This window comes from Pseudomonas sp. GW821-FHT09C09 (assembly GCF_059418105.1).
The window spans coordinates 223747-246422 of record NZ_JBWKPF010000002.1 but is presented as its reverse complement, the minus strand read 5'-3'; the positions used below and the strand labels follow the sequence as shown (position 1 = coordinate 246422).

Genomic DNA, 22676 nt, shown 5'->3' with positions numbered 1-22676 from the left:
ATGAGCCAAATGAATATCGCAACCGTTGACCTCAACCTGCTGAAAGTCTTTGAAGCGCTGCATGAAGAGTCCAGTGCCAGCCGTGCGGCGTTGCGTCTGGGTGTGACGCAATCGGCAGTCAGCGCCGCGTTGCGCCGGTTGCGTGAGGTGTACGGCGATCAATTGTTCGTGCGCACTGGTCGAGGGTTGGCGCCCACGCTCAAGGCCAATCAGTTGAAACCGGTGGTCAGTGATGCCCTGAACAAATGCCGGCAGAGCCTGGCGATGGTCGACCCGGCGGCCAATCAGTACGACGGGCGCTCGGTCAGTGTCGGGCTGTCGGATGATTTCGAAATCGCCTACGGGCGGCGTCTGATCGAAGAAATCGGGCGACGGGCGCCGAAGTTGCGTCTGATCTTCCGCCAGACCCACAGCCAGATCGTCGCCCGGGCCCTGATGGAGCGCAGCATTGACCTGGCGATCACCGCTGGCGGGTTCGCAGAACGCCTGCTCAGCCGTCAGGTCTTGGGTGAAGGGGGTTACGCGTGCCTGGTGGACCCGGCGAGCCTTGCGCCCGGCCAGCAGCAGATCGGTCTGGAGGAGTTTGTTGCCCGGGAGCACATCCTCGTCTCTTCGGGTGGGTTTATCGGGATCACCGATGAGGGGCTGGCGGCACTCGGCTTGAGTCGCCAGGTGTGCGCCTCGACCACGCATTTCGCGGCGTTGCCGCACCTGCTCAAGGGCAGTACCGCTGTGGCGACCATCCCGACCCACGCGGCGCAGGCCATTGCGTCACTGAGCGGGCTGGCCCTGCTGCCCTGCCCGCTGGCCTTGCCGCGTTATCCGGTCGAACTGGGCTGGCGCACCAATACCCAGATTGATCCGGTGGTGCTGAAAGTGCGCGAAGCGATTGCCGCCAGTTTCAAGACCGAATGATTACTTGTTGGCCGCCATCAGCCGGTTGACTTCACTGCGCACCATATTGGCGAACTCCGGCGGCGACATGCCGTCCAGTTCAGCGCGAACGAACTCGGCCCATTTGCCCTTGCGCTTGGAGCGCTCGCCGAACAATCGTGCGGCTTCGCCCTTGGCTTTGCCCAGATTGTTCTGCCAGAGTTCGAACAGTCGGGATTTCTCGTCTTCCAGCGCAGCGCGCTCTGCGAGGGATTTGTCGGCCAGATTGAAACTCATGGGGAATTACCTGCTGCATGAAATGGCGACATCTTACACGCTGGACGGAAATCTCCGGCGCTGGTTTTTCTTCCTGACGGAAATTCACTGCAACTTTTCAAGCAGCGCCACACTCCATTGTTCACTGTCCATTCACCTGCAAGGAGTCACCCAATGGCCCGCAAAAGCGCCGTTCAAGCCGCTGAAGACCAAATCAAGGATCAAGCGTTCAGCGAACTTCAGGCTCTGATCGAAGAGTCGGACAAACTGCTCAAAAGCAGTGCTTCACTGGTCGGCGAGGAAGCGGAAACCCTGCGCGGACAAATCGCCCTGAAACTGCAGCAGGCACTGGATTCGGTGTCCAGCGTGCGTGACCGCACCAAACCGGCGGTGGATGCCACCGAAAGCTACATCGGCGGTCACCCATGGCAGACCGTGGCGATCTCGGCCGGTTTCGGTCTGGTGGTCGGTCTGTTGCTCGGCCGCCGCTGAGCGAGAACAAAAAAAGGCGAGCCATCGGGCTCGCCTTTTTCATGTCCAGCAAAACGTCACTCGCCCGCCAGTTCACGCAACTGCGCCAGGGTCTGCTCGTCCAGCACGATGCCCTCGGCCAATGATCTGGCCCGCTGCAAATGCCGCCGATCACCCGGCAAACGCTTGAGCCCTACCCCATGCATCTGTCTGACCAGTTCCTGACTACGCTCGGCGAAACTCTGCCCGGCGGTCTTGCTCGGGTCGATCACGATCAACAGTTGACCGGTCCACGGGGTCTTGGCCCCGGGATGATTCTTCCAGTCGAATTCGAACGAGAAGTTGCCACCGGTGAGCGCAGCGGCGAGCAGCTCAACCATCATCGACAGCGCCGAGCCCTTGTGCCCGCCAAACGGCAGCAAAGCACCGCCTTCAAGAATCGCCTTCGGGTCACAGGTCGGCTGGCCGAGGCTGTCTACGCCCATGCCCGCCGGCAGTTTTTCACCTTTGCGTGCGGCGATTTGCACGTCACCGTGGGCGATGGCGCTGGTGGCGAGGTCGAACACGATCGGCGCCCCGTCGGCCCGTGGCGCAGCGAAAGCAATCGGATTGGTACCGAACAGTGGCCGGTCGGCGCCGTGCGGCACCACGCAAGTCATGCTGTTGACCACGCTCAGTGCCACCAGGCCTTCGTCGGCGAACGGCTCGACGTCCGGCCACAACGCGGCGAAGTGATGGGAATTGCGGATCGCCAATATCGCGATCCCGGCACTGCGGGCCTTTTCCACCAGCAGCGGACGCGCCGCCGCCAGTGCAGGCTGGGCGAAACCGTTACCGGCATCGACACTGACAAACCCTGATGCGACGTCCTCGACCTTTGGCACGGCCTTGCCGTTGACCCAGCCGCTATCGAGGGTGGAAACATAACCCGGAATCCGGAAAACACCGTGACTGTGAGCACCGTCCCGCTCGGCGTTTGCGCAATTGGCGGCCAGCGTTGCGGCCACCTCGGTCGAGGTACCGTGACGGATGAAGATCGTTTCCAGCAGTTGGGTCAGCTCGTCCAGGGACACCGTGGACGAGACCGCATGATCGTGTGGCGCAGACATCTGAAGCTCCAGAATAATTATTGGAGGGAACAACAGCGTACGAACTGACGCCTCCGGATTAACCACGGGCAGCCGGTGGCCTGTCAACCCTGCAATGCACGCGGCGATGGTTCCCGCGCAATACCCCGGTACCACCTTCGCCCGTCTGTGCGCCTTTAACTTCCTGTCTCGAACCTCACCGCACTTTCATTTTTTCGAGACTTGACGATGCCTGTACCCATCTCTCCATTGCTCTTCCCCGAAGCCCTCGACTCCCCAAGCCTATGGCCCGGGCTGGGCAGAACCCATGGCCTGGCAGAAAAGGATTTCAGATGGCTGGCCGATGTCAGGCTGGCGTCCGATGCCTTGCGGCGCCAGCAAAAGCCGCCAATGCTGGCCGAACGTATTCTGCTCAATGCCGACAGCCAGACTCCAGTGCCCCTGCCGGGCGCATTCGTTCTGAGTGACACGCCCTACGACAAGGGCCAGATCCTCTACACCCCGTATGAAGGCATCCGTAAATACCACAGTCGCGCCAATCTGAAGGCGCAGCTCGAAGCGCGCCTCAAAACAATCGACGATCAGGACACGTTTCTCGCATTTCTACCGTTGGCCCAGCAGCGACGATTACAGGACGCCGAGCGCATTTCGGTGACGTTTTCGATCATTGAGGAGGATGTGTTCGAGGATCGTGATTCCACCCTCAGGCAAGGTCCCATACTCAACGCCCAGGCCATGCTCGATGAACTCAAGAAGCTGCCAACCCTCACGCAACTGCTGGACAGCGCGCTGGATGAGCTGCTCAAGCCTCACTTCGGGGCATTGCAACAAAGCAGCACCCGGGTCAGCGTTTACAAGGCCCGAGACGGAGAAAGCAATCAGGCAGCCACTGAAGGCGTCCCCAGGGCCGACACCCTGAGCCTGAGTGAAGCGGTGCTGCTGCATTACCGTCACCAGCGCTGGCCGAGTGCTCGCCTGCCGGAGTTTTCCCATCCCGACAGAATTCAGGGTACGCACGATCAGGAGCAGTGGAGAAATGCCGTCACCCAGGCGTCCGGCATGTTGCCGGCTCTGCTGTTCCGGCAGCTGGAAGATTACTGGAACAGCGCGGCGGCCCAGGGCTCGACGCGCCGCACATTTCTCGCCCGGGTGCTGGAAGACCAGGCCCGTGTCGACTGGATGCTCAAGCGCGAAGCCGGAATCCTCGATGCAAACCAGTTCGGTACGTTGCATCAACTGATTCGACCGGTTGCCGATGGTCGTCCTGCCCCCATCGCCGAGACAGTACGCCTATGGGAAAACCCGGCCAATTATGTGGAGCTGGCGGGCTCGCTGATGATCAGTGGCCCCGATGCGTTTCTCTACACGCCCTCTCAGGGTTTGCAGCAGCTCAAGGACTATCAGGAACTGAAAGCGACCCTGCAAGAAAAATTCATCACAGAAAGTCACGAAGACGAACTCTATGCTCTGCTCAGCCTGGACGAGCGCAGCCGCTTCCTGGGCTTCGATCAGCCACAGGTTTCGGGAGACCGTGTAGCCGGCGAAGTATTCCGCTTCCTGTGCGAAGCGATCATCACCAAGCAAAGACAGAACATCGAATATGCCTTGCAAGTGTTTCGTCTCAGCGACGGAGTGGTGAACCTGCACGCTCTGTTCGACAAGAGCCTGGATATCCGCTCGATGATTCACGAGCGCTTGCAACCACTTGACGCGCAGGGACGCTGGAGCACGCAACCGGTCTGGTCCGGCAGTCAGCAGCCTTCGCTGCTCCTGGCCGACAAGGCCCGCGCCGCCATCAAGACGTTCGAGGCCGTCGAGTCTCCACTTCTGGAGAGTCTCGACAATCAGCCCATGACAACCCGTGCGACCCAGCGCGCCTGGCTCGAGACCATGAAAGCGGATCTGGCCCACGCCTGGTTCGTCGGCGTGAACGGCGAAGCCCGGCTCAGGGCATCGAGCGGCAGCTTGCCTGCCTGGGCGCCAGCGGTCGTCGAAACCGTCATCAATGCTGACCGGCCGAGCCGTATGGAACGTCTTGGGCTTGAAGGCTTCCGGCCCGATGCCTATGCCCTGACGCTTGAGTCTCCCGACGGCAGAACGGTCTGGGTCCTGGCCCATTGCATACTCATGACCGAACGCGGAGGCCTCGACCCACAACACTCCGGACGTACCGTGCTATGGACACCAGCCTTGGGGCTGGAGGCATTCGAGAGCGTCGCCATTGCCCGGCAGACACTGAGCCGGCGGCTGCTCGACAATGTTCAACGTCTGTCGCTGCTGGAAAATATCGTTCCCGATCAATATCAGCCTCATCAGCGCTACACCTTGGGACGAATGCGCATCATCCATCGCAACGTACTGCATGAGCGTATGCAATCGGGCATCGAGCACTATCTGGCACGTTGCGAACAAGTGCGTCGACGCATGGACCAAGGGGTGGAACGGCGGGAAAAGGCATTGTCAGCACTACGCAAGATGCTGCCCCCGACCAACCTGAGCCTGGCGAGCGAGCATGCCCGGGCCATCGAGAACCAGCAGACGTTTCCTGCCTGGCTGAGCATGGCGCCGGTCAAAGACCAGAAACGGCACGTCGAACTGCTTGAGCGGTGGAACCGGAGTGTCATCGACGACAAGGATTACCTGACGGGTGTTACGCCGCTGGCCGACCATGTCGAACAAGCATTGAAAACTGCGCTCGGCCTTCGTTTTCCAAACGAACATCTCGATCCCCGGCAGATCGAGGTCATCCCCAATCTGGCACTCGCCGGCCCGCCCCGCGACCTGGTCGAATTTGCCCTGAATCACGTCAACGTACTCCAGGGCACGGGGTACAGGGTGGTATCGAAAACCGCCGAAACCTTGCCTCCCGGTCTGGATCGCAGAGCCGTCGATCAATTGTTGCTATCGCTGGAGATCCCGACCACCTATGGTCGCAAGATCGCGGTCGCGCTCTCGACGGACACGGTTGAGGGGCGCGAGCGCAAGCAGCGTTTTTTTCGCCAGACCCCTTGGCAATTGATGCAGCACGCCCATGCTTTGTACCTGCAGCAGCACTTGTCTGCCGCCGCCTATGCGCAAGTGTGCCAGGGGCTGGACATGCCCGATGGATACGCCCGCGCCACCGTGCCCGGCGCCCACACGGTCGTCAGCCCGTTGGCGCTGGTCAAGACGGCGGGCGCGAAAGCGGAAACCGCGTTGGGGCTCTACGTTTTCGCTCCGGGTCAGAAACAAGTGGGACCATTGGTGCTTTACGCACCGTATGCCGAACAGGTGTTTCATGAGTTCAAGGACGAAGAGGCACTGATCGCGGCCCTGAACACACCCGGGGCTCTTCAGAATCTGTTGCTTCGGCGCTTGCCAGCCGGACGACAAGCCATCTTTCGCAGCCTGCTGGCGGCCACCGCTGGCCAGACCAGCGAGATGACGCTGGCCAGCCGTCCGATCGAAGGCAACCTGCTGGATCACTTGTACAACGATAACCTCAAGCTTTTGCAGCAGCAGCTTGAATCTCAGCCCGAGCCCAAAGCACAGTCCGACTGGGAAACCGCCAAGACCCTGTTCAGCCGAGGCATCAAACAAGTTTCGGCAACATTGCAGGGCAAACTGGCTTTCGTGCCGTTTCTCTGGCGCGCCTACGAAGACATGAAAGACTCGGCCGAAGCCTTGCAAGACCATCACTGGAAACGGGCCTTGCAATCCTTTATTGCCGGAGGCGTGCAAATGGTGCAGATGGCGCTGTTGCCAGAGGTATCGGCCGCTCTGGAGGCTGTCGAGCAGGAAACGGGAGAGATCACGACGCCCGACATCAGCGAAGTCGAACCGACATCTCCAGCGCGCACCCTGATGCAGTCATTCGAAGTCACTGACCTCGCGCTCAAGGATCTTGTATACGGTTCGACAACGGGTGCCTATCACCAGCCCAGCAGCAATCGCGACTATGCAGCCATCAATGGCAAGGTCTACCAGGTCACAAAGCGCGACTCATCCTGGCAATTGACGGGTGCCGGGAAACACAGTTTCCGGTTTCAGAAAAGCGGTCTGGCCATGGTGCAGAGCCCGACTCATGAGACCGTTCACTACGGCCAGGCCTTCAGAAAACTGGCTGAGCGCAACACCATTTCCCGGCTGCGCCGCACGATGCTGAACATCGAGGCTCGCGGGATGGATGAAATCCGTCTGAAGTACCCGGACAAGGCCAGGATGCTGGTAAACGCCATCGACCTTGCCCGGCGCTACGCCTTCTACTGCCTGCACAATCTCACACCGCTCAGCCACGGCACTGACAATCCCCGGGTGAGTGGTTTCCTTGAGAGTTTTTTTGATGTGTCCCTCGTCACCAAGGAGACGCTTGCCAAGATCAGCGCCACGATCCTGCCGATCTGCCGGGCACTGGTGGATCCTGCCGATGAATTGCTGAACACCGATCGCTTCGTCGTCGGTTCTAACCGGTTCATGCACGATGTGATTGCGTTTGTACTGGACGGCGACAAGAAGAAACTGGTGCATTTCACCGAGCATTTTTTCGACCAGCAACTGGAGCAGTTCAAAAACCATTTGCTGGAGGCATTCGATGTCGATGGCCACGCGCAGGCCTCTACGCTGATTCACGAGTTTTCCCACCAGTACAGCAAGGCGCTGGATATTGCCTCGTTAAGAGCCCGGGAGCCGTTCAGCGACCTGATCTCGACCATCACGGCTCCTGGAGCGTTACTGTTTCAGGAGTTGCAGTTCGATCAGACGTCTGCATTGTCACTGAGCACTCCCCGGGCACAATTGTTCGCCGAATGGAATACAACGCTCAAGTCCTGGGTCGACATCGACAAGGTCCCGGACATGCAGCTCATCAGTGAGGAAGTTCTGAAGCTGACGGGAAGCAAAACCATGCAGGAAGCTCGCAACGCCTTTCTCGATCAGCAGACACCGGACGTGCGAATCGATGTGATCCTGCGCAACGCCGACTCCATCGCCCGCCTGATCTGCGAAATTGGCCGACAGCTGGATCCGGTTCAGTCCCCTTGAAATGGGAATGCGCGGGCACGATGCCCGCGCATTCCTTGAGAACAGCCTCTGGCAACTGCAAATGCGAACAGGGTGCTTTTGATCATTTTTTCACTCGGTTTATGAATACTGTTCTCAGTACACCCTGTTTCCGGGGAATTGACAGGGAAAATGGCCCCATTGATGGGAAATCGCCATGACCCCGGTTCTCGCCACCTTCCCGTCAAGGTTAGAATGCAGCAAATCAGGACGAGTCAATGACCCAGAACACCCTCTCCGAAGCCGAATACGATGCGATCACCGATGCCGCTGCGCATTGGTGCATGCGCTTGCACGCCGTCGATTGCACCGCCGAGGAACGGCTGGCATTCGAGCAATGGCGCGACGCGCATCCACTGCATGCATTCGAATACGAGGCCATGCTGGAAATCTGGGATGTCGCCGAGCACTTGCCGCGCCCGGAACCTGCGGTGATCGTACCGATTCGCCCACCGGCCCGGACCTGGCGTCAATATGCGGTAGCGGCATCCGTTTGCGCTCTGGCGTTGCCACTGGCGGCCTGGACCGGATGGAACCTTGGCTGGCTGCCAAACAGCTATCAGCATTTTGCGGCCACCGACAACGTCCGCCACGTCACCTTGAGCGATGGCAGTCAGGTCGAGCTGAACCTCAATACCGATCTGACCTTCAGCAATTACAAGGATGAGCGCCGCGTCACCCTGAAAAAGGGCGAGGCGTTCTTTGAAGTCAGCCACGACCTGAGCCACCCGTTCATCGTGAAGGCGGCCGAAGGCAGAATTCGCGTCACCGGTACCCGGTTCAACGTCTGGATGTATGAAGATCAGGTGAAGGTCAATCTGGTCGAGGGTTCCGTGCTGGTCACCAGCAACACTCAGTTGTCCGGTGACGGCCTGCGTCTGGGGCCTTCGATGCAGGCTCGCTACAAGCACGGCGACTACATGCCGCAAATCAGCCAGACCTACGCCAGCGATACCTCGCTGGCCTGGCGCAGCGGCAAGCTGATCCTCGACAACCTGGCGTTGAACGAAGCCCTGCCACTGATCAACCGTTACCTGGACAAACCGCTGATGCTGGCCGACAGTGCCACCGGGTCGATCCGGGTCGGCGGCATCTACAACATCAAAGAGCTGAACAGCTTCGCCGGCTCGATGCCCAAAGTCCTGCCGGTGTTCATCACCCGCAACCAGGACGGCAACCCGGTGATCAATCCGATGCCGCAGCAACCGCCAAAAAGCTGAAGGCCGCCCCTTTGCGGGAGCGGCCTTCAGTGCGTGTTGCAACATCGTGACGACTGATTACTGCGCCGCTACCTTCCCTGTCTTGTTCAGTTCTTCACGCACGCTTTGCACCTGATACTGCGGATCGGCCTTGATCTGCTGTTCGGTGAAAGGCAGTGCACTCCACTGTTTCTTCGAGAAGGCTTCGGTCTGATCCCGCGAATACTTCGACGCCGGATCGCTGGACAACGAGAACGCGAGCAGGCCCTGAGCGTGCGGCCCGTTGTCGTCGAACGTCACCACCTGCAGATAACTCGTTCCGCTGACCACTTCGAGTTTGCCGTCCTCACGCGGCACGCTCTGGATCGCGTTGTAGATACCCAGCGTACCCGGGCCGCCATGGATCGGCGTCTGCTGACCACCACTGCTGACCACCTGAACATCGCCCCAACGGGTTTGTGCAGTCAGGCCCATCTTGCCGACCGACTCGGCTGACGCCAGCATCGCTTCGCGCAAAGCCTTTGCCACTTCGGGCTTTTCAGTCGCCAGTTCGCGCGGGGTGTGCTGCGCGTCCTTCGGATCGAACGCCACACGCCAGATTGCCGGCGATTTCTGCAAGGCCTGCATGATGTTCTGGAAATGCACCAGGCCCATGCCCGAATCCAGGTTCGCCCGACCGTCCCAGGCCTTGAGAACGCTGCACACCGATTTCAATGCGGCGTCACCGCCGGTTGGCGATGCGCAGAATTTCAGCAGGTCCGGCAGCACCTGACCGGCGAGAAACACCTGATCATCCATCACCATGTGCTGCAGGTCCTGCACCGACACCGAACCTTTTTTGCTCAGGTTCGCCAGACGATCCAGCGCAAAACGCGAGCGCAGCCCCAGTGGCTGGCCTTCCTGACTGATCAGCGGCGAAAAACCGGTCAGCGGTTGCGCAGGGTTGGCGAGCCAGGCCGAATCATTGGAGTGCTGGACGAAATCCTTGCGCAGCAATTGCGGCAACTGGCTGGACGCGTAAATGCCCTGCTGCGCCGCCTGCGGATTGATGTCCCAGGCGCAGGCGCTGCTGGAGCCGTCGAGGATGATCATTTGCAGGCCGATACGCGGGTCGCTGCACCTGGCCAGTTTGTCGGCGCTGACGTTCGGCACCACCGACAGGTTCATGTACAGCGTCTGCCCCTTGTCATCCACCGCCAGGGTGTTGACCCACGGAATGCCCTGAATCTTGTGCACCGAATCCTGCAGATCCTTGAGATTGGCGGCGCGATTCATCGCGTACCACTGCGTCAGCACACGATCATTATCGAGGTTGGCATCGCGCAGGCTGTAGGCGTACTGGTTGTCCCAGTCGAGCTTGCCCGGCCACTGCACAATCGGGCCGAACTGCGAACTGTAGATGTCGCGCGATACCGGCGTCACCTGCCCGTCCGCCTGTTTGACCTGCACCGTCACCGTCTGCTTGTTCAACGGCAGTGATTTGCCATCGAGCAGGTAGCGGGTCGGGTCCTTCGGATCGAGTTGCAGGCGATACAGGGTGAAGTGCTTGGACGAGTCAACGGTGTGGGTCCAGGCCAGGTGCTGGTTGAAACCGATGTTGATCATCGGCAGGCCCGGCAACGCCGCGCCCATCACGTCCAGCTTGCCGGGAATGGTCAGGTGCATCTGATAGAAACGCATGCCACCGACCCACGGAAAGTGCGGGTTCGCCAGCAACATCCCACGGCCATTGAAGGAGCGCTCGCTGCCCACGGCCACCGCGTTGCTGCCGCGGTCCAGGGCGAAACGTTGCAAGCGCGTGGCAGCCAGGTCATAGGCGCGGGCGTGGCTTGGGTTTTGTGCAGTGGCTTGCGGCGGCGTGGCGCCGGCCAGTGCCTCGGCGAACTGACCGACACCGCCCTCGACCAGCAACCGACGCGTCAGCTTCACCAGGTCCTCGGCCGCGATATCACGCACCCATTCGCCCTGGCACTGTTGCGGCAGCCCTTGCTGACGACGCTCGGCCAGATTCCGGTTGTAGCCGGCGGCATAACCCTCCACCAGATCACGCACTTCGACCGGCTGCGCCTGCCAGAAGGCACTGACCGCTTGAGGGGTATTGAGCCATTGAAAGAACACATCACTGACGCGGTTCTCGCGTTCTTCGACCGTCAACTGGTCCGGCCCGAAGTAGCGCGACCGCTCGCCATTGACCGTGACGATCTCATTGGCCAGCAGGCACAGATTGTCCTGCGCATAGGCGTAACCGATACCAAACCCGAGGCCACGTTCGTTTTCGGCGCGGATATGCGGCACGCCAAATCCCGTGCGACGAATGTCGGCCCCGGCCTGGGTGGAAGGACTGAACGCCTGAGCCGACAGACTCAGCCCGAGAAACATGCCGGCAAGGGTCAGCCCGGTTAACTGCCTGGAAATAATCACGCTCGCTCCTGATCGAAATGCCTGAGAGCGGAGCGCGCCGTGATCGAAAAGCCATGCGCAGCAGCTCCGCCCTGAAATCACCCACGCGTCCACGCGCAATGAGCCTTTTCTAGAAACGAAACCGGAAAAAAAAATTTAGGTAGTCACGCCAGCGATCACTGACGGGCAATGGACGGCACCGAAAAGAACACATCAGCAAAGAATATCGTCCGGTCTTATAGGAGTTTTCCTGTTAGCCAGAAGAGTTTTCCACGTTATTCCCTCCGTCGCTGAAAACTCCCAATTCATCCAGCGTAAACACCCACGAGTGTCTCGGAAACGGCTTCGGTGGCTTCGCTGTACCTTTAACTCGCAACAAGGGAACAGAAAAAACACTCGGTACTTATCAAGAACGACGCACATTCAAAAGGATATGAATATGCTGCAAAAACCTCCGCCCTGGGAGTGGGACGTCGCCGTCCATACGACGGCTCCTGCCCCACCGGGCTTACCCGTCACGCCCCCGACCGGCACCACATTGCCAAATAGCGGCCCATTCGGACCGCCACGAAATACCCATGCATACCAGCAGGCGCTGCAAGTCTTTACTACACGACTGGACACTGAATATCAGTTAAAAGCCGGGAATATCCCGCAAGCCATAGAAGTGGATCTGGCTGCGGCCCGGCTTGAAGAGTCGATGCATCCATTGCCACCGGCAGCAGCGATTCTGCGGGAACTGGGCGTACGTATCAGAGTGATCCAGAGGAAAACCGCGGAGCTTCAACACCAGACGGTTTTGTCCCACGGCTTTTACGGCAGTGACCCCACCCACATAACCGTTTACCAGTTTCTTGAACGCGCTCAGGCGCTAGACAGACGCTTGGCGCCTGACGGCCCGGCAATTGCCTTGTGGCGGCAATCGTATCGGGCCGCGTTCGAAGCGAAACTGCTGGCTCAGACGATTGCCGTTTTGCATCAGCAACAAGCCAACGTACACAACTGGCTGATTTCCATTCAGGCCAGTGATCAAGCGCAAGCTGCAGCAGCTGAAGCGGCACGCCAGGCCGCCGAACATGCCCGGCTTTTGGCGCAGCAGCAACATCAGCAAGCACTGGCGGAAGCCGCGCGGCAGCATCGAGAACAAGAGGAGCAACGAGCCCTAGAACAGCAACGGTTGGCGGCACAAGCTGAATCACAACGCCTGGCCCTCGAGCAGGCGCGTCTGGCAGCCGAAGCGGCGGCCCGACACCTGGCTGCCGAGCGGATTCGTCTTGAACAACTGGCACAGGCAGCACTGGAAGCCGAGCAGGAACAGAACCGACAAAAGGCTGAAAGAGCCCTTCTTGAGGAACGCAGGGCACGGCAAAGAGCCCGGAGAAAGAAGAAACGGGAGCATCGACGAGCCGCTCGGGCCGAGGCCAGATTTCTCGCGGATCAGGCGCGTGTGCAGGCGCAATGGCAAGCCGAAGCCGTCGCACCGGGGCAAATCCCGACACTGGCGAATGTCGGTTCAAGGGCCGCGTTCGGCCCGGTGTTTGCTGGCGCGGGGGGCACTGTTGTAACCAGCCGGGCGACTGCGCTGGCGCTCAGGAGTGCATTGCGCACGGCTGTCTCCGTTGCTACGGCAGCAGTCACCGTATCCGCCCCCTCTGTTCTGGTCGGATTCGCTGCACTTTTGCTTCCCTCCCCAATGGGCAATGGCGATCTTTACTCCGCAAGCGTTCCGCTTTCGGAACTAGCCCCGGATGTAACGGCCGATCTTTATGAACGGGCAGCCAATGGTGGAGAAATCAACCTGCCAGTAAGGCTGGCCGCCAGAACGCTGGGCAAAAAGACAGAAATCGTTGTTGTCAGCACCGACGGCGTCACCGTTCCTGCGAATGTGCCCGTAACACTGGCGCAGTTTGATGCGACAAGAAACGTCTACGTTTCCAGCATTGCCGACGCCAAGGGCCCTATCGTGACGTGGACGCCATTGGTCGAGCCGCTCAGCTCGTCAACGGACTTGCCGTTCCCCGATACGGATGTGCCCGTTTACGAAGGCGCGACGATTATCCCGGCAATCGGTCGGCTGGATCCGTTTCCACAACTTGATCTGTACGGTCTCGGTGGATTCATCACCGTGTTCCCGATCGATTCCGGGATCCCTGCGACATTCACGATGTTCAGGGACCGGCGACAGGATCCCGGTGTGGTCAGCGGGAACGGACGAGCTATAGCCGGACGCTGGCTGGGCGGTGCATCGACACCTGAGGGCGCGCCGATTCCCGCACAGATTGCGGATAAACTGAGAGGACGGGAGTTTTCGAGTTTCAGGGCGTTTCGCAGGGCATTCTGGAAGGCTGTGGCAAGCGACGAACGGCTGAGTATCGAGTTCAAACGGCTGAACAGAGTCGACATGAGAGATGGGCTGTCTCCAAGTGCCGATCCGGCAGAGCAGGTAGGCAAGCGAGCAAAGATGGAAATCCATCATGTCACGCCGGTCAATGAAGGAGGTGCTGTCTACGACGTGGATAACCTTCGATTGATGACTCCAAGACAGCACATCAATGCTCATTCAAAAAAAGGAGAACGGCAGGAATGATCCTCAAGGACAGGTTCGAACAGTACACAGAAACAGAATATCTGGCAGTTATAGAACGCTTGTTCCAAGGTAAATTTCGATCAGAACGGGAACATGATTCTTTCGTTGACAACATCGTCAGCACCTCGGAACACCCAAACGGCACGGGCGTGTTGTACTACCCGGAGGAAGGTGCCGAGGACAGCCCCGCCGGAGTGCTCAAAGCCATTAAAGAATGGCGTGAAGCCAACGGAAAACCAGGCTTCAAACCCGAATAGCCAGTGGGTCGACTTGACACAAACTTGAAGTGCCATATTTTTTGCCGCTGCCAATGCAGCGGTTTTTTTTGCTCTTTCAGCGAGCCTCGAACGACCAAGGCTGACCTCATCGCAGCGGACTCACCAGCGAACCACATTAAATTCGCCAACAGGCATCCGTTTAAAGCCCGGATCACGGAGAAAAGACGAATCAACGACAAATTTTCTACATTTTTCGCTTCATGATTTGTCGGGCTGATACGTCTTGTTTAGAGAGAGCACCCATAACCCTTCCTGATCAGGCTCTGAAAAGGAGAAATCGCATGTACATCCCGCAACTACCATCGGACGGTAGCCAGGCACCACAAGGAGCTTCCATGGGTTCGCACGCCGGCGTATTCGGACCACGAGTCGAACGCCACGGCAATGAACGTATTCGCCTGCTGCTCAAGAGCTTCGGCCTGCGCACCAGCCTGATTCGCCTGAAAGTCATCGATGCCCTGCTGGTCGCCGCCGAGAGCGAGCGCAGCCTGGGTGTGCGCGGTGTCCACAGCCAATTGCTGGAACTGGGCATTCCGCTGTCTTTTCTCAGCGTGCGCGAAGTCTTGAAGCGCCTGTGCGCCGAAGGTGTGATCACCTTCAATGCCGACAAGAGCTACAGCCTGCATCCACAGGCTGCCGCCGTCCTCAACAGCGATTGATTCCCTTCTCGAGCGCCGTCAGGGTTTGACCTTGCGGCGCATCACACCGTTGATCACCACCACGACCACCGCCACGCCAATGGCGATGTACTGGAACACTTTTTGGCTGATCATCCCGGCATTCTGCAACCAGGACAGGCCGAACATGATCGCCAGTACGGTAAGGGCGATCAGAATCGAGTACTTCAAACGTTGCGACTGAGTCATTGCAAATTCCTGAAACTTTTAAATGTATCGGGTTTGTATCGGCTTTCATGCCATGGGCATACCGTGTCACGGGGATGCGCCGCTGCAAACGAGGTCACATGTTACAGCCGATGAAGAGTTTTGACTCCATACGGCGTTAACCATGAGGACTTTTGAAATGCTGCGTCGAATCACCTGGCTGATTCCAGTTCTGGCACTGCTCACACTGAGCGGCTGCATCATTTTCCCCCACGGCGGCTGGCATGGCGATCATCGCTACTACGGCGGAGGCCCTGGTTACTACCAACATCGGTAAATCCGACATCGCAAGAGCACCGACTATCGTCTCTTCAAATGCAACATTTGATTGAATACCTGTGAAAAATGCCCACGAGGATGTGGGCATTTTCCGTATATGCCCCCACTCAAAATGTCAGATGTTTCGCCAGCATCAGCAAGTAATCCGACTTCGGCAATATCATGCAAATCTGCGACATATAAGGTCGCAGCAATGACCTAGGAACACGTCCCCCCTCGCCCCTACCCTTTGCGCTCTCCCCTTTGAAGGCCAAGGAAGCGCATGCAAAGAACACTCATCGATATCCCCCCGCTAAAAACACTCGGTTTCTGTCTGGCCATCACGCTGTTCGAGTGGCTGACCTACATGGCCAGCGACATGATCATGCCGGCCATGCTCACCGTCACCGAAGACCTCGGCGCCGATCCACTGCATATTCCCAATGCGTTCAATCTGTATCTGATCGGAGGCGTCTGCCTGCAATGGCTGATCGGGCCACTGTCCGACCGGTTTGGCCGGCGCCCCGTGTTGCTCGTTGGCTGTGCGTTCTTCGGAGTGACCTGCGCCGCAGCGATCATCACCCCGGGAATTGAAGTCTTCAACATGTTACGACTGCTGCAAGGCATGGGACTGGGGTTCGTGGTTGCTGTCAGTTATCCCGTGCTCCAGGAAGTCTTCTCTGAAGCCGATGCCGTGCGGCTGATGGCGCTGCTGGGCAATATCGCACTGCTGTCACCGTTGCTGGGGCCGCTGCTCGGCAGCCTGTTGCTGGAGTGGATGAACTGGCGCGATCTGTTTCTTGCCCTGGGTCTGGCTGCCGCCACCGCGTGGATCGGGCTCTACACCTGCCTGCCGGAAACCATCGGAGTGGTTCGCCGCGATGGCGGCCAACAGGCCCCCGTTCCGCTGTCCTGGCGAAAGACCCGTCGTCGCTACCTGGCGCTGCTGCGCAACTCCGAGTTCCTTGGCGCGAGCCTTGCGCTCGGCCTGATGAGCCTGCCGTTGATCGCCTGGATCGGGCTCGCGCCACTGTTGCTGATCCAGGGGCTTGGCCTGTCGACGCGAGAGTACGCGCTGTGGCAGATCCCGATCTTTTCGGCGGTCATCGCCGGCAATCTGATCCTTGACCGGCTGCTGGCCTCACGCAAGCTGCCGCAATTGATTCGCCTCGCGCTCTGGCCGTTTTGCCTCGGGTTGCTGACCTTGCTGGCTGGCGCGCTGATCGGCGTATCCCTCGGTGTGCTGATTGCCGGCCTCACGCTGTACGCCGTCGGCCTGGGCATGAGCAATGCCGTGCTGTATCGGCTGGCGCTGTTTTCCAGCGATGACAGCAAGGGGCTGGTCTCGGCAGCCGTGGGCATGATTTCCATTGCCATGATGGGCACCGGCGGTTCACTCATCGCGGCCATCGGCGGCGGTGCCCGCCTCGAATCCTTCGCCCTCTGGGCGGCAGTGGGCGGGCTGCTGAGCCTGCCTCTCTTGTACCGGTTTCTTCGAAACGCCTCGGCAGAAACCGCTTCCTCGCCACATCTATAACAAGGACGCCTGATGTTCCATTTCCCCCATAGCGACGCACTCTGTGCGTTGACGCAACCCTATTGTCCGGAATCCGTGCCGGCAGGGCTTTTTGATCGGGCCATGGCTGAAATCAGCCGGTTTCACAGCGAGCACACGCCCGGTTATGAACACTGGCTGAAGGCCAACGGACTGACCGTGGCGGACCTGGACAGCCTCGACGACTGGTCGCGACTGCCGCCGATCTTCGCCAGTTTTTTCAAACAGCAACAACTGCTCAGCCCGACCGGCGCAGACGCACTGGAACTGACATCGTCCGGCACCAGCGGCCAGAAAAGCCGCATGCGTTATGACGAACGCAGTCTGGCCGCCGCGCAATACATGGTCGAACGGATCTTCCACCACTATGGCTGGGACAGTCCGCAAACACCGTGCAACTACTTGCTGCTGAGTTACGAGCCCGAAGCCAGCATCACCCTTGGAACGTCGTTCACCGACCAGTTCCTGTGCCAGTTCGCGCCGGTCAACCGCGTGGCCTACGCATTGCGACGAACCGGAGGCGGCCACGAGTTCGACGGCTTCGGCGTCATCTCGGCCTTGCAGTCATTTGCCGAAGAAGGCCTGCCGGTGCGGATCATCGGTTTCCCGGCGTTTCTCTGGCAAGCCCTGCAACGCATGCAGGCCACCGGAGTGGCGAACCTGCAATTGGCAGCGAATTCGCTGGTGCTGTTTGGCGGCGGCTGGAAAACCCGTGCGGCGCATGAAATCCCTCGCCAGCAATTGTACGCGCGTATCCATCGCCAACTCGGGATCGATCTGTCCCGTTGCCGCGACGGCTACGGCGCGGTAGAGCACCCGGTGCCTTACTTCGAGTGCGCTCACCATCATTTCCATGTTCCCGTCTATTCAAAGGTGCTTGTGCGCAACCCATCCGATTTCTCCGTTCTGCCTTACGGCCGGCCGGGGCTGCTGAGTGCGGTCTCACCCTACATTTCCTCGAGCCCGGCCCATGCCGTCGTCATGAGCGACCTCGTCACCCTGCACCCCGGCGCGAGCTGCGGCTGCGGTCTGGACAGCGACTGGTTCGAACTGCATGGCCGTGCCGCCACTACCGCCGGCAGAAGCTGCGCCATGGCGGCTTCCGAACTGCTGGGGAGGCACTGATATGTACTTGATCAATGGACAACTTCACGATGAATTCAGCCTGGATGCCGCGCTGAATCAACTGCGTCAGACGCTGCCATTACGCCTGAGCCGGCCCTTGCACAGCGAGACGGTCATCGATGCGGCGGCCGCGTTTGCGGTCCGGCTGGGCGACAGCACGCTGGCCCTGCCACTCGACGCTGGACAACGCCAGTCGCTGATCGAGTTCTGCGAGCCTCAGGGGCTGTTGCGCAAGCTCGAACGTGAGCTGGGGGATCAACCCGCTGCGCTGCGGCGCCCCGATTATCGCCAACCACGCTTCGAGTGCTGGAGCCCGTTGGGCCTGGTGGTTCACATCACCCCCGGCAACGCGACACTCCTGGCGTTCTGCGCGGTGATCGAGAGCCTGCTGACCGGCAACGTCAACTGGCTGCGCCCCAGCAGCAGCGACGACGGCCTGACCGCGCAATTGCTCCATGGGCTGACGCAATGCGACCCCAGCGGCCAACTGGCCGGGCATATCGCTGTCGTTCCGGCGACCACCGGACAAATCGGCCAGTTGTGCCGATGGGCCAACGGCGTCTCGGCCTGGGGTGGTGAACCGGCGCTGCAAGCGATCCGTGAGCAGATTCCCGCCGGGTGCCGCTGGATCGATTGGGGACATCGCATCAGCTTCGTTTATCTGACCCCGGACGCCGTCACGCCACAGATACTGGATGACGTGGTGGATGAAGTCTGCCGATTCGATCAGCAAGCCTGCTCCAGCCCGCAATGGTTGCTGGTGGACAGCGACGACCCGGCCGTACTGCGCGAAATCGGTTTACGCCTGTCAGAAGCATTCGAACGCCGTGCGGGGCAATGGCCGCCATTGCCGCCAACCCTCCAGGAAGCCTCGCAAATCACCACCGATACGGCCATGGCTCGGCTCGCACAGAGTTTTACCGAGGTGGCTGGCGATGTCTGGGCAACGCCGGGCTGGCGGGTGATCTGGACCCACGACCAGTCATTGCAGCCATCACCGCTGTTTCGCAGCCTGCTGCTCAAGCCAATGCCGCACGCGCGATTGATCGAGACGTTGCTGCCATGGCGAAACGTTCTGCAAAGCTGCGCCTTGATCTGCCCGGAACAACAGATTTCAGAGCTTTCAGGGAGCCTGATCGCCGCCGGAGTCACCCGGATTGCCCCGATGTCGGCGATTCACGATGGCTACGAAGGCGAACCGCATGACGGTGTCTATGCCTTGCAGCGCCTGAGCCGGCGAGTCTCGGTAAGCCTGTCACCGACACAGCTGCCCTCCCGTGCTTCACTCGACGGCGCAGCCATTTCGCCCTGCGTGAAAAACCTGCCGATCATGAGCAAGGAAGATTTCATCGCCCGCCCGATCAACCCTGCGGCCCAGCTGTATTTCCGCTCCGGCGGAAGCAGCGGTGTACCGGCGCTCTCGGGGTTCAGTTATCGCGACTTCCACCGTCAGATGCGCGCTACGGCCGACGGTCTGTTCGCCGCCGGACTCGATCCGGGCCGGGACCGGGTGATGAACCTGTTTTTCAGCGGCGGTCTGTATGGCGGCTTTTTCAGCTTCTCCAAAGTGCTGGAGCAACTGGGCGTCACACACCTGCCAATGGGTGCCCCGGCCGATGACGATTACCGGGAGATTGCGCAATTGATCGTCGATCAGCAGGTCAACACGCTGATCGGCATGCCGAGCACCCTGCATCGCTTGTTCCTCAACGAACAAGTGCGTCTGCGCGCCTATGGCGGGGTCGAAAAAGTATTTGTGGGCGGCGAGCACCTCGGCGAACAGAGCCGCCAGTTGCTGCAGGATTGCGGCGTCAGCCTGATCCGCTCGGCGATCTACGGCAGTGTCGATGCCGGCCCGCTCGGTCACGCGTGCCCGGCCACCGGCGACGGTGTGTTTCATCTTTTGAGCGATGTCCAGCACCTGGAAATTCTCGCGTTCGAGGCCGATCGTCCCGTCCATGACACCGAAACCGGCCGCCTGGTGTTCACGTCCATCGAACGGCAAGGTCAGGACGTGCAGCGTTATGACGTCGGCGACAGCGGTCGATGGGTGCCCGGACAGTGTGGCTGCGGCCTGACGACGCCCCGTTTCGAATTGCTTCAGCGCCATGGCAGGCTGGTGCGCATCGGCACCGATTTCATCTGTCTGTCGCAGCTGGCGCAGCACCTGCAGAGCGAATTCCAGGTGATCCTCGAACATGCCCCCGACGGGCTCGAATGCATGAAAGTCCGAAGTGCGCTCGAACCCCACGAGGTACATGAACGATTGCTGGGCTACCCGACGCTGGCAACCCTCGTGCAGACCGGGCTGCTGACAGTAGAGGCACAAGTGTGCGCCATCGACCGACTCACCCGAAACAGCCACAGCGGCAAGACGCCTCTGCTGATCGATAACCGGGGAGCCCGCGCCGCCGTTCTGCAGGGAGCACACCATGAATCCAAGAACTGAATGGCAGGAACTGGTGGCTTTTGCGCGTCAGCATTCAAGCTTTTACGCCAGCCACTTCAGCAAGGTGCCCGAGCAGGTAACCTCGCTGTCCGAACTGCCGGTCATTGACCCTGCGCAGTACTGGAAAGGCAGCCACGACCTCGACCACTGGCCGGTGCTGACCGCAGGCCTGGATAACGCACTGGTGTTCAAAACCGGCGGGACGACCGGCGATGGCAAATTGTCGGTTTTCGAGCGCCGTGAATGGCAAACGCTGGTGGAAGATTTCGCAGGCAGCCTCAAGGGTCGGTTGAACAAGGGTGACCGGGTCGCCAACCTGTTTTTCGTCGGCGATCTGTATGCCAGTTTCATCTTCACCCACGATGCCCTGGCCCATGTACAACCGGGTGTCGTGGAGTTCCCTTTCACCGGTCACGTAGATCCGGCCGTTCTGGCCGATGCGATAACACGGCATCGAATCAATGTCCTGGCGGGTGTTCCCGCGAATTGTTTGTCCTTTGCCGCATGGCTGGAGCGCCAGGGACGGCGGCTGGAGTGCGTCGAATCCCTGCTCTACGCAGGTGAAAGCCTGTTCCCGGCACAGTTGCAACTGCTCGGCCGGGTATTCCCCAATGTACGGGTTGCCTCCATGGGTTACGCCAGTGTCGACGCCGGCTTCATCGGCGCCAGTCATCCCGACTGCGCATTGGGTGAACATCGAATGCCCCAGGGCCACAGCATGCTGGAAATCCTCGACGAGCAGACCGGCGAAGTGATCGAGGAATGCAATCGCACCGGACGCCTGGTGATGACCAATCTCACCCGGCGGTTGATGCCGTTGTTTCGCTACCCGGTCGGCGACCGCGCCTGCTGGCGAGAGGTTGAGCATACCCCCGCACGCAAATTCGCATTGATGGGCCGTTGCGCCGACAGCCAGCGAGTCCGGGTGGGCATTCTGACGTTACTGCCTGATGAAATTGGCAATGCCGTTCAACACATCACCCGCAGTGAGGACTGGCAACTGGTGATCGAGCAGACCGGGACAAAAGACATCCTGACCCTGAGATGGGCTCCGGATGCCGTGCACCCCGCTTCGGCGGAATCAGAGCGGATGCTGCGCAGCGCGTTGATCGAGCGCTATCCGTTGATCTCGCAATTGAACGCCGATCATCTTCTGGATTTACGGATCGACTGTTGCACGGTTCAAGACCTGTCACGCCACCCACGCTCCGGAAAGCGCCAGCGCGTCCTGGACCTGCGTGTCTACAACAGTCCCCGTGCGGAGTTTCGCTGATGGAAAGCGTAACGCTGCGAAACTACCGCAACAGCGACGCAAAAGCCGTGAGCAGGCTGTTTCGCAAGATCTATGGCGACCTCTACGCCCAGGCCCACGTTTATCTGCCCTGCATGATTGACCGCAACCATGCGCAAGGCCGCTGGCACTCGCTGGTCGCGGTAACCGGAAATGATGTGGTGGGACACGCAACATTGATTCGCGCCAAAGACTCACGACTCGCAGAACTGGCACTCAGCGTGGTTGACCCGCAAACCCGGGGTCAGAGTATTGCCACCCGTCTGGGCCGCCAACTGTTGATCCATGCCCAGGCGCTGGGATTGCGGGGTGTGACGATCAAACAGGTGACCTGCCACCCCTACACACAGCGCATGGCAGGCCGCCTCGGCTTTCACAATACGGGATGGCTGCCCGACGGTGTCCCGTCTCCGCATGACGCCGCGGCACGGGAGTCGCTCGTCATCGGCTACACACCTGTCGATGGAAACCGGCGGCCGCTTCCAGCCCTGGCATGGCCCGACAGCTGCCGAGACTTCATGCTGCAGATGTGCAGTGTGTTCGGAACGCAGGAAAAGGCCGCGCCATGGGTGGGTGAACCGGTGTATCTCGAACAGCGGTGGGATCGTTATGACGGGACTTTCAGGAAAATGGACGGCTGTTTGCTCAAGCAGTTGCAGGAGCTGCCGGCGCATTGGCTCATTTCAATCAGGCTGAGGCTGGCGAAAGGTTTTGATAGCGCGTTGCATGCGCTGACATCGGCGGGTTTCATGTTCAGCGGACTGGCGCCGGATGAACGAGGTGCAGGATGGCTGGCGTTGTTTTCTCGCGGCGCAAAACCTCCCTCACTGACTTTGATTTGCCCGCAGATGCAGCGGCTGCACGATGACCTGCAATTGAAAATGGCGAGCGTCGCGCACTAACGA

General features: G+C 59.9%; 17 protein-coding genes. 13 read left to right on the top strand and 4 right to left on the bottom strand.

The features are described 5' to 3' along the window. Positions 1-915 carry a LysR family transcriptional regulator gene (locus AC07NR_RS06140; RefSeq protein ID WP_248739582.1) on the top strand — a complete coding sequence of 305 codons (915 nt, stop codon included), beginning with the start codon at positions 1-3 and terminating at the stop codon, positions 913-915. On the opposite strand, the gene AC07NR_RS06135 is transcribed toward AC07NR_RS06140, so the two are convergent. After that, positions 916-1170: a hypothetical protein gene (locus tag AC07NR_RS06135; protein ID WP_007957535.1), complete on the bottom strand. Its 255-nt coding sequence runs from the start codon at positions 1168-1170 to the stop codon at positions 916-918. It abuts the gene before it with no gap. A 153-nt stretch (positions 1171-1323) separates the two neighbouring features. Between AC07NR_RS06135 and AC07NR_RS06130 the strand changes: the two genes are divergently transcribed. Next, positions 1324-1641: an ElaB/YgaM/YqjD family protein gene (locus tag AC07NR_RS06130; protein ID WP_016982860.1), complete on the top strand. Its 318-nt coding sequence runs from the start codon at positions 1324-1326 to the stop codon at positions 1639-1641. A 56-nt stretch (positions 1642-1697) separates the two neighbouring features. Here the strand turns inward: AC07NR_RS06130 and AC07NR_RS06125 are convergent, their stop codons facing one another. Further along, positions 1698-2729, bottom strand: a complete 1032-nt coding sequence (locus AC07NR_RS06125; protein ID WP_495078074.1) for an Ldh family oxidoreductase — start codon at positions 2727-2729, stop codon at positions 1698-1700. A gap of 207 nt (positions 2730-2936) precedes the next feature. Here AC07NR_RS06125 and AC07NR_RS06120 point away from each other — a divergent pair, with 207 nt between their 5' ends. Next, positions 2937-7727, top strand: coding sequence for a dermonecrotic toxin domain-containing protein (locus AC07NR_RS06120; protein ID WP_495078073.1), 4791 nt, complete (start codon positions 2937-2939; stop codon positions 7725-7727). Between the two features lie 236 nt (positions 7728-7963). Beyond that, complete coding sequence (locus tag AC07NR_RS06115; protein WP_085708189.1) at positions 7964-8965, top strand: FecR family protein; 1002 nt, start codon at positions 7964-7966, stop codon at positions 8963-8965. Positions 8966-9022: 57 nt separating this feature from the next. Here AC07NR_RS06115 and pvdQ read toward each other — a convergent pair whose 3' ends face one another. Further along, positions 9023-11365, bottom strand: a complete 2343-nt coding sequence (pvdQ, locus tag AC07NR_RS06110; RefSeq protein WP_495078072.1) for a bifunctional acylase PvdQ — start codon at positions 11363-11365, stop codon at positions 9023-9025. Positions 11366-11783: 418 nt separating this feature from the next. Here pvdQ and AC07NR_RS06105 point away from each other — a divergent pair, with 418 nt between their 5' ends. From AC07NR_RS06105 to AC07NR_RS06095, 3 genes are all read left to right on the top strand, one after another. Continuing rightward, the gene (locus AC07NR_RS06105; RefSeq protein ID WP_495078071.1) at positions 11784-13931 is read left to right on the top strand and encodes a pyocin-S2/colicin E7-DNase domain-containing protein; all 2148 of its coding nucleotides are present in this window, start codon (positions 11784-11786) and stop codon (positions 13929-13931) included. Further along, positions 13928-14188 (top strand): bacteriocin immunity protein, encoded by a 261-nt coding sequence (locus AC07NR_RS06100; RefSeq protein WP_248739577.1) that lies wholly within the window; start codon positions 13928-13930, stop codon positions 14186-14188. Before AC07NR_RS06105 ends, AC07NR_RS06100 begins: the two co-directional genes overlap by 4 nt. Positions 14189-14490: 302 nt before the next feature. Next, positions 14491-14868 (top strand): fe2+ zn2+ uptake regulation protein, encoded by a 378-nt coding sequence (locus AC07NR_RS06095; protein WP_085708191.1) that lies wholly within the window; start codon positions 14491-14493, stop codon positions 14866-14868. Between the two features lie 18 nt (positions 14869-14886). Here AC07NR_RS06095 and AC07NR_RS06090 read toward each other — a convergent pair whose 3' ends face one another. After that, positions 14887-15075 carry a hypothetical protein gene (locus AC07NR_RS06090; RefSeq protein WP_085708192.1) on the bottom strand — a complete coding sequence of 63 codons (189 nt, stop codon included), beginning with the start codon at positions 15073-15075 and terminating at the stop codon, positions 14887-14889. A gap of 157 nt (positions 15076-15232) precedes the next feature. On the opposite strand from AC07NR_RS06090, the gene AC07NR_RS06085 reads away from it, so the two are divergent. The 6 genes from AC07NR_RS06085 to AC07NR_RS06060 all read left to right on the top strand — a co-directional run bounded on the left by AC07NR_RS06085 (position 15233) and on the right by AC07NR_RS06060 (position 22673). Beyond that, positions 15233-15370, top strand: a complete 138-nt coding sequence (locus tag AC07NR_RS06085; protein ID WP_167443772.1) for a hypothetical protein — start codon at positions 15233-15235, stop codon at positions 15368-15370. 264 nt (positions 15371-15634) lie between these two features. Then, the gene (locus AC07NR_RS06080; protein WP_495078070.1) at positions 15635-16888 is read left to right on the top strand and encodes an MFS transporter; all 1254 of its coding nucleotides are present in this window, start codon (positions 15635-15637) and stop codon (positions 16886-16888) included. Between the two features lie 12 nt (positions 16889-16900). Further along, positions 16901-18031: a LuxE/PaaK family acyltransferase gene (locus AC07NR_RS06075; protein WP_495078069.1), complete on the top strand. Its 1131-nt coding sequence runs from the start codon at positions 16901-16903 to the stop codon at positions 18029-18031. 1 nt (position 18032) lies between these two features. Further along, on the top strand, positions 18033-20480 hold the full coding sequence (locus tag AC07NR_RS06070) for an acyl-CoA reductase (protein WP_495078068.1): 2448 nt from the start codon (positions 18033-18035) through the stop codon (positions 20478-20480). Beyond that, a complete protein-coding gene (locus AC07NR_RS06065) occupies positions 20464-21753 on the top strand; it encodes a phenylacetate--CoA ligase family protein (RefSeq protein ID WP_495078067.1) in 1290 nt (429 codons plus the stop codon). The genes AC07NR_RS06070 and AC07NR_RS06065 overlap by 17 nt, the downstream gene beginning before the upstream one ends. Then, positions 21753-22673 (top strand): GNAT family N-acetyltransferase, encoded by a 921-nt coding sequence (locus AC07NR_RS06060; RefSeq protein ID WP_248739572.1) that lies wholly within the window; start codon positions 21753-21755, stop codon positions 22671-22673. The genes AC07NR_RS06065 and AC07NR_RS06060 overlap by 1 nt, the downstream gene beginning before the upstream one ends. Positions 22674-22676 lie beyond the last annotated feature (3 nt).